The organism is Sphingobium sp. UBA5915, assembly GCF_002431195.1.
GTDB classification, from domain to species: Bacteria; Pseudomonadota; Alphaproteobacteria; order Sphingomonadales; family Sphingomonadaceae; genus Sphingobium; species Sphingobium soli.
The window spans coordinates 1-7,474 of record NZ_DJDV01000009.1 but is presented as its reverse complement, the minus strand read 5'-3'; the positions used below and the strand labels follow the sequence as shown (position 1 = coordinate 7,474).

The window sequence follows — 7,474 nt, the reverse complement described above, 5'->3', positions numbered from 1 at the left end:
CCACTCGGTGGGGGCAGATCAACCATACGATGATCGCGGCCTGGAAGCGCCAGGCGATCGAGGGGATGACGAGCACGTTCTCCGGGGCCGGTGATGCGGCCAAGGCCGTCAGCGAGAGCGAGGTGGAAAAGCTGCACGCCAAGATCGGGCAACTGATCGTGGAGCGGGATTTTTTAGCGAAAGCCTTCGGTCGATGAACGTGGACCGGAGGCGGGCGATGATCGAGCCTGCTCACCACCGTCTGTCGATCTCGGCGCAGTGCCGTCTTCTGGGGATCAGTCGCTCGTCGTATTACTACGCGCCGGTGCCGGAAACGGACGAGACGCTGGCGCTGATGACGGTGATCGACGCGACGTTCCTGGACTGCCCGTGGTATGGCAGCCGCCAGATGGCGCGGCACCTGCGGCGTGCTGGCCACGAAGTCGGGCGACGGCGGGCACGGCGCCTGATGGCGAAGATGGGCCTGTCACCGATCTACCAGCGGCCCCGCACCAGTGATCCACACCCGCAGCACCGGGTCTATCCCTATCTGCTACGCAAGCTGGCGATCGAACGGCCCAATCATGTCTGGTGCGCCGACGTGACCTATATCCCGATGCGTCGCGGGTTCCTTTACCTGGTTGCGATCATGGGCTGGGCAACCCGCAAGGTCCTGGCCTGGCGGCTGTTGAACACCATGGACGCCGGGTTCTGCGTCGCGGCGCTGGAGGAAGCACTGGCGCGCTTCGGCAAGCCGGAGATCTTCAACACCGACCAGGGCAGCCAGTTCACGAGCTTCGCCTTCACCAGCGTGCTGCGCGAGGCCGAGGTGCGGATCAGCATGGATGGCCGGGGGCGGTGGATGGACAATGTCTTCATCGAGCGCCTCTGGCGTTCCCTGAAGTACGAGTGCGTCTACCTCCATGCTTTCGAGACCGGCTCGGAGCTGAAGGCTGGCCTTGGCCGGTGGATCACCTATTACAACACCCAGCGCCCACACTCGGGCCTGGCCGGGCGAACCCCGACCGAGGCCTATCGGCGGATCGGGCAATCAGATCATGGGGGGCATGAACGACAACCGGGATTAGCTTAACTCAGCCGCCAAACTGTCCAAGAAGGCGGGACCACCTCAAAGCTCATGGTCGACATGCTGGCCGATCTCGACATGCAGGTTGCCGTGCTGGACCGTGAGATCGCACGGCGTGCCAAAAAGGATGAAGCAGCCAAGCAGCTAATGACCATTCCGGGGATCGGTCCTATCGCGGCGACCGCCATCATCGCACTGGCCCCGTCGGTCGAGACGTTCCGTAAGGGCCGCGACTTCGCGGCTTGGCTTGGCCTCGCCCCCCGTCAGCACTCGACCGGCGGCAAACAGCGGCTCGGCAGCATATCGAAGATGGGCGAGCGGACGATCAGACGACTATTGATCATCGGCGGCAGCTCAATGGTACGCCAGGCATGCCGGTTTGGCGCGCCTGCCGGCTCGTGGCTTGAGCGGATGCTGGCGCGCAAGCCGCGCATGCTCGTCTCGGTAACCCTCGCCAACAAGATGGCGCGCATGGTCTGGGCGCTACTCACCAGAAAGGAAAATTACAGAGCTCCGACAGCTGTCGCGGCGTAAGCCAAGACTGCGGTCAGAGGCGTCGGGGACGTAGGTGGTCGAAGGAGGGTATGGCACAACAGTCGGCGAGACGGGGCTGGAAGAACCAGGGAATGGCAGAGCGCTAGCCAAGCGCGTAAACCTGTAATGGATCCAGTCCGCGAACTCCCATACTGGCCCGCAGCTAATGGCGCTGCTCATCAAGGCCGGACAGATGACAGCATCCGACTACGTGCCAACATACCCCGATTTACTGCTTGCATCCGAAAGGGCGTCCACAGATGCCATATGTTCATGCGGACATTGAACAACAAATGGCGGGTATCAGGCCGCCCGGGCGCGTGCATCGCAGGATTATTGTGGGGAGCGGTCATTCCACCAAAGACAATCGCCGGTGGTGTAGATAGCGACGAGTACGACCAATGGCATAGCAAATGCTAGAGCTGTTCCATACGCGATGAAGTCACCGACTGTCGCCAGCAAAAGTCATTGCCTAAATAGTGAGCTGAGTGCCAGCACTCCTGGCAGCCATCGATTCTAGTGAGAACCGCTTCACGCCACTCGCTAAGCGCCGCCGATACACCCGCTTCGTTCCATTTTCGTCCAACTGCATCATGGTTTCTGCGTTCTGGAAGGGTACTTGTACGCGATCGATCGAACGCGCTCTCAAGGGTTTTCTCCTCCGCTGGGTCCGGTCAGGGCCCGAAACGCCCCGTGGTCAGAACGCCACTGCCCGGCAGCTTCTGCGGGAATACTGACCCCCCAGTGTCATTGATGTAACCGACAAGGCTCTCCTGACGAACACCCAGCCATGACCCCGTTTCCGCATTTCCTTCGTGCCCAGCTTCCCCGAAGGCTCCCCCGGATCGCTGGTTGCGGAAAGACCGACATTGGCGCGAGCGAGGATTTTCTCATGATTTGTCATCTGCTTCTGCGGGGAAAGAGCTGGCTGATCAGCGTGACGGCCACCGCTGCCCTATTCAACATATTCCCAGCAACAGTTTGTGCCGCTCTACAGGCGTCTTCCAGTTCAACTATGACCTATCACAGGATGCAGATCGACGGCGTCGGGATTTTTTATCGCGAGGCGGGACCGAAAGATGCGCCGACAATCGTCCTGCTGCATGGTTTTCCGACGTCATCGCGCCAGTACGAAGCGCTGATCCCGCTGCTGGCCACTCGATATCACGTCATTGCGCCGGATTACCCGGGCTTCGGGCAAAGCGACGCACCTGATCCGACCGCCTTTCCCTACACGTTCGATCATCTCGCGAAGGTGATGGATGACCTGTTGGCACGTCTCAAGATCGAGCGTTACAGTCTGTACATTCACGATTACGGCGCTCCGGTAGGCTTCCGGATGATACTGGCGCGTCCAACGCGACTGGAAGCATTAATAACCCAGAACGGCAATGCTTATGAAGAAGGCTTGGGCGCGAAATGGCCCGGCATTGCTGAATTCTGGGCTGATCGGGAAGGCCACCCGGAGATTGTCGACACTTTGCTGTCTTTCGAGAGCACGATGCAACGTCATACAGCGGGCACAAAGCATCCCGAGCGCTACAATCCGGAAGCCTGGTTGAACGAGTTTGCGCACCTTGCAAAACCCGGCCAGCGCGCGATCCAGTCGGCGTTGCTTTATGATTATCGGACCAATGTCGCGGCCTACCCGCAGTGGCAGGCCTGGCTCCGCGAGCATCAGCCGCCGACTCTGGTTGTGTGGGGGGCCAATGACCCTTCCTTCATCGCCGCCGGCGGCGCAGCATTTAAGAAAGACGTGCCTGACGCGGAAATTCACCTGCTCGACGCGGGCCATTTTGCGCTCGACGAGAAGACCAACGAGATCGCGGGGCTGATCCTCGACTTCATGGCCAGGCACTCGGAATGAGGTTCGATAGGAAATCATCGCCTCTTGTTGACGCGTTAACGCGAAAGTATCGGCAGCTCAAATAGCCGTCTTTCCACCGGCCCGGCGTCATTCAACAGTGGCCGTCTGCTCACCATCATGGAAGAGGCAGTTCCGGGATCACGACGGCCATCCGCAAACATCCGGAATGAGGCGCGAAGCTGCCGATCCAAGCCGATGATCACGCCAGCAATCGCCCACATAGCTGCCATCCAAGGCTGAAGCTGAGGCCTTTAAAACTTGCCTTACGTTCATCGATTAATGGGTGCGCCAGATTGACTGATTTCGGCCGCGATTAACGAAGACACGGTTGCTCGCGTATTTTGCCCGCCGCTAATGTCGAAGCGTGCTAGCCCGTGCCACATGTCAACGAAGTCCGCAGCACAGCACGTCAGCGCCTTTCTCGACGAATGGCAGGCGACGACGGTGATGGTGCAGGAACGCGCCGGCCGTGGCGACAGCGCGTTCCTGAGGGAGATCGTGTTGCTGGAAGGCATGGATCGCGCGAATTGCGTCAGCAAGGCCGGCAATTCGCACCTTGATGCCGCCGCGAAAACGCTGCTTTTACGCGAAGGCCTGGCCGCCAAACTCTCGCGGCAGACCGCGCGCAAGGCGCTGCTCCGCGGCCTCTCCGAGCACCTCCCCAAAGCGCTTAAGACCCGCCGGCTGCCCGAGCATGCCATCGTCGAGAAAGCACGCACCTTCCTCGCCGCGCATCCGCGTGACGACGGCCTCTATCTGTTTCCCGTCGTGTTCGCCCACCGCGCGAAGGAAACCGACTTCCGCGTCGGCGCCGCGCGCATCGTGGCGCGGCCGGTCCTCGAGGCAGAGTTGGCGGATGCCTGGGCCCGGCACGACGCGCCCGACGACGAGTGGGCGCGGCGCCTCGGCGACGACTGGAAAAGGCACGCGCAATCCTTCGACCACTTCATCACCGTGGAGATTGCGGGACACGAGGAGCGCATGGCTTGGCCGGTGGCACGCGACGCCGCGGAATGCCTGCTCAACCTGATCCGCATGTTCTTTGGATACGACGCGATGGACGATGTCCGGATCGGCGATGGATACCTCTGGCAGGAGACCCGCTCGGCGATGCGGCTCACCTCGGACGGACATATTTGCCTGTCGACGTCCTTGGGCGGCGGCGGCTCGCACTTGGAGGACGGCTGGACCGAGCCCTTCAATCGCCATCTCGGCCATTTCGCGCGTCTGCTCAGCGACGTCGTCACCTGGCACACCGTGCAGGACGGCAAGCCCGATGCGCTGCTCGAGAGACTCACCTACTTCAATCGGCTCATTTCGGAAGCCTATGCCGAGCCGCATCACCCGATCCGGCTGGTGCGGTTGGTCGCGGCGCTTGAGGCGCTCACCCTGGTCGGCGACAAGGACAAGGCGCACAACCTGTCGCATCGCTGCGGATGCACGGGGGGCAGCGGTGATCCCGAGGCATATTGCCGAATCTACGACGCTGTGCGGGAAGCCTATCGCTGGCGCAACGCGGTCGTCCATGGCGACGCACCGCGGGATGGCGAGGTCATGCGCGCATTCCGCAGTCTCGAGCACCATATCCTTGACATCTATCTCGGGCTGCTTTCGCTGCACGCCGGCATCGCCAACGCCGCTCGGCCGCGTTCGATCGGGGCGCTGCGGCGCGAGTTCGGCGCCCGCGTCGATATGTTCTTCTGGTCACCGAGCCTAGCGGCCTGAGGCACTGCAATCGTAGAGATCACAACGTCAAGCGGAAATGGCAGAAGCCGACCATTTTGCCAGGTTTGGCTGGAACCGTCGATATATCGGTCACCCCCCGCATCTGATCAGCTCATCGAGAGCTGCCATACATTCAAGCACTCGTTAACGAAGCACCCCCATATATCTTTCAGGTCAACCTGATGCGCTAAGCATGTGCTAGTTACGTTGCAAGCCACGCCTGCAGCGCAGCCAAGGTATCGCCGGGGTCTCGGTTCGATGATCGACAGAAGTTCCATGCCGGCAAGCAGGTGATCGGCATCCTGCTTGTCCAAAACGCTGAACGCCAGTTCGTCCGCCCATTTGCCGAGATAGGCGGACCAGCCGTCGAAATCCGTATGGGCGGCTGCGGCGGCGATCGCGATCAAGAATTCGCGCTGTGCTTTGGGCGGATGTGCGAAATCGATCCGGTTCTTGCGGACCATGACCCTGAGCTCGTCCGCCAGTGCCGTATTGCGGTTTGCCCTCGTGACACCGGCAAGTCCGGTGAAAATATTCTCGCGCATTTCCTGGTCAACATCGCCGTCGAACCGGTGCCCGGCGAACCGCATCAGCTCGACCGCTCGCTCGACGCGATCGTCGCTGATCGAGAACAAGCCGCACAGATTGATAAGCGCGGTGACGCTCCTCGGGCTGAAATCTTGCGGCGCCAGCGCCTCTCCAAGGATTGCGTCCCATTCCGCCGGCATTGTCAGTGTCTCGCCGCCCGTACGCCCATCGAGCGGCCCGGGCAGAGAACTGCCGGGGAAGACCATGCTGCGTCGCCATCGCCGAACAGCAGGTCATAGAGCGGGCCCGCGGGGACATTGTCACGATATGTCGAAGCAGCGTTTTAGACCCGTCCGAGAAATTCCGCCTTGAGCTGATCCGGCGTGCAGTAATCCGCGACCCAGCGCGGCTCCTCACGTAATTCGCTCAGGGTCTGATAATAGGAACGCCGTCCGCGCTGCTCAATCGCCCATTTCGTGAAATGCTCGACGCCGGCATGACCATATGCGTGCCGCTTGAACAGGGCCGCTTGCGCGAAGATCGCAAGGCGTCGCTGGAATGGCGGCAGGTCGGCCAACACACCGGTACGGCTGATGTCTCCCCCGACATATAGCAGGATGCCCATCAGGAAATGCAGTTTTCCTTCGACATCCATCGGGTCGAGGTCACAAGCGCTAGGATGGTCGGCTCGAGCGAAGGAATTCGCAGTAGAGCAGACAACCCTGCTTTGATCGCACCGATGCGTGAGAGCAGATCGCCGGAGCTGGCGGCCCATTCCAGCAGCACCACCAGCTCGCTCTACGCGAGCGTCGCGATGTCGCTCGCAGCGAGAACCCACGAGTGGCTGGCAAGCAGCAAGGTCAGACGGGTGGCGGCGGGGTCATGGAGCGCAAGCTGCCGATTGATATGCGGCGCTAGGACTTCTGCGGCGAGGTGCGGGACTGAAGCTGCTACACCCTTGCCGATGAGGTTCTCGTAATAGTCGCGGTCGGCGGGCACCAACGTCTCAGTCTTGCCGGTCAGACCGCTGAATTGCTGTTCGATCTTTCGGCCGATCTCGAGCGGCGTATGGTCGAGCGCTGCGTCGAGGTGACGAAGCTCCTCGTTGCGGAGAGGCCGCCCTGTAAATCGTTCGCGCCATTCAGCCAAGGCGTCGGGACCGAGCCCGGCAAAAGCGAGCGCGGCGTCGAATTCGTCAAGGCGGGATTCCGCGTCTTGATGCAGTGCGACAAAGCCATGAAGCTGAAAGCTCGCCTAGACGTTCCGAACTCTCAGGATATTGCGCTCGCCGTCTTCGCCGGGCTCGATCCACCATTCGCCGCCGTCGGCATCTTTCACTGTCGCGGACGCATCACCACTGCGGTACACTTCGCGGATCGCGTCGAAGAACGTGGCGCGACCGAACCGCGCCTTGTCGCCGTCGAAGACAATCACGCCGTCCAGCTTGACGCCCAGCACGTCGCGGAACTGATCGTCCTCGACAACATCCCACAGGATCGCCTCGGGGAAGAGCGACAGCGATTCGCGGCGCGTGAGCGGCACGTCGTCCTCAGTCATCGCCGATCACATCTTCCGCAAACATCATGATGAACTGCCGCAGATGATCGATCAGCCAGCCGTAGATCCTGGGCTCGGTATGTTTGAGCGGCTCCAGCACCTCCTCATGCATCCACCTGTCGAAGCGATCGCGCGCACTGAATTCGATCTGGGGACGGTTGATCAGCAGGCTGTTTGGACTTGTAACGGTTTTGTGC

At 61.2% G+C, this 7,474-nt stretch carries 9 protein-coding genes and 1 pseudogene; 4 read left to right on the top strand and 6 right to left on the bottom strand.

Translation table 11 applies throughout. The annotated features are described in order from the left end of the window. The 4 genes and pseudogenes from B2V90_RS01315 to B2V90_RS01300 form a co-directional block, all read left to right on the top strand. Window positions 1-1,072 (top strand): IS3 family transposase gene (locus tag B2V90_RS01315; RefSeq protein ID WP_293919450.1). Its coding sequence is split into 2 segments (ribosomal slippage), with 1,073 coding nucleotides annotated over them: window positions 1-177 and window positions 177-1,072; the frame shifts between segments, so codons are not numbered across the junction. This gene is flagged as partial in the annotation. Window positions 1,073-1,114: 42 nt separating this feature from the next. Continuing rightward, a pseudogene (locus B2V90_RS01310) lies at window positions 1,115-1,600 on the top strand (IS110 family transposase); the annotation flags it as partial. 790 nt (window positions 1,601-2,390) lie between these two features. Beyond that, entirely contained in the window at window positions 2,391-3,467 is a 1,077-nt protein-coding gene (locus B2V90_RS01305; protein ID WP_293919449.1) for an alpha/beta fold hydrolase, read from the top strand. A 381-nt stretch (window positions 3,468-3,848) separates the two neighbouring features. Then, complete coding sequence (locus B2V90_RS01300) at window positions 3,849-5,192, top strand: hypothetical protein (RefSeq protein ID WP_293919448.1); 1,344 nt, start codon at window positions 3,849-3,851, stop codon at window positions 5,190-5,192. Window positions 5,193-5,299: 107 nt separating this feature from the next. Here the strand turns inward: B2V90_RS01300 and B2V90_RS01295 are convergent, their stop codons facing one another. From B2V90_RS01295 to B2V90_RS01270, 6 genes are all read right to left on the bottom strand, one after another. Then, window positions 5,300-5,986, bottom strand: coding sequence for a hypothetical protein (locus B2V90_RS01295; RefSeq protein ID WP_228221075.1), 687 nt, complete (start codon window positions 5,984-5,986; stop codon window positions 5,300-5,302). Between the two features lie 77 nt (window positions 5,987-6,063). Then, a complete protein-coding gene (locus B2V90_RS01290; protein ID WP_228221076.1) occupies window positions 6,064-6,345 on the bottom strand; it encodes a hypothetical protein in 282 nt (93 codons plus the stop codon). Continuing rightward, window positions 6,345-6,509 carry a hypothetical protein gene (locus B2V90_RS01285; protein WP_156784120.1) on the bottom strand — a complete coding sequence of 55 codons (165 nt, stop codon included), beginning with the start codon at window positions 6,507-6,509 and terminating at the stop codon, window positions 6,345-6,347. The genes B2V90_RS01290 and B2V90_RS01285 overlap by 1 nt, the downstream gene beginning before the upstream one ends. A gap of 9 nt (window positions 6,510-6,518) precedes the next feature. Further along, window positions 6,519-6,869, bottom strand: coding sequence for a hypothetical protein (locus B2V90_RS01280; RefSeq protein WP_228221077.1), 351 nt, complete (start codon window positions 6,867-6,869; stop codon window positions 6,519-6,521). A gap of 105 nt (window positions 6,870-6,974) precedes the next feature. Further along, on the bottom strand, window positions 6,975-7,277 hold the full coding sequence (locus tag B2V90_RS01275) for a hypothetical protein (protein WP_228221078.1): 303 nt from the start codon (window positions 7,275-7,277) through the stop codon (window positions 6,975-6,977). Further along, the coding region (locus B2V90_RS01270) for a hypothetical protein (RefSeq protein ID WP_293919447.1) at window positions 7,270-7,474 on the bottom strand (205 nt) is incomplete at its 5' end. The genes B2V90_RS01275 and B2V90_RS01270, both read right to left, overlap by 8 nt.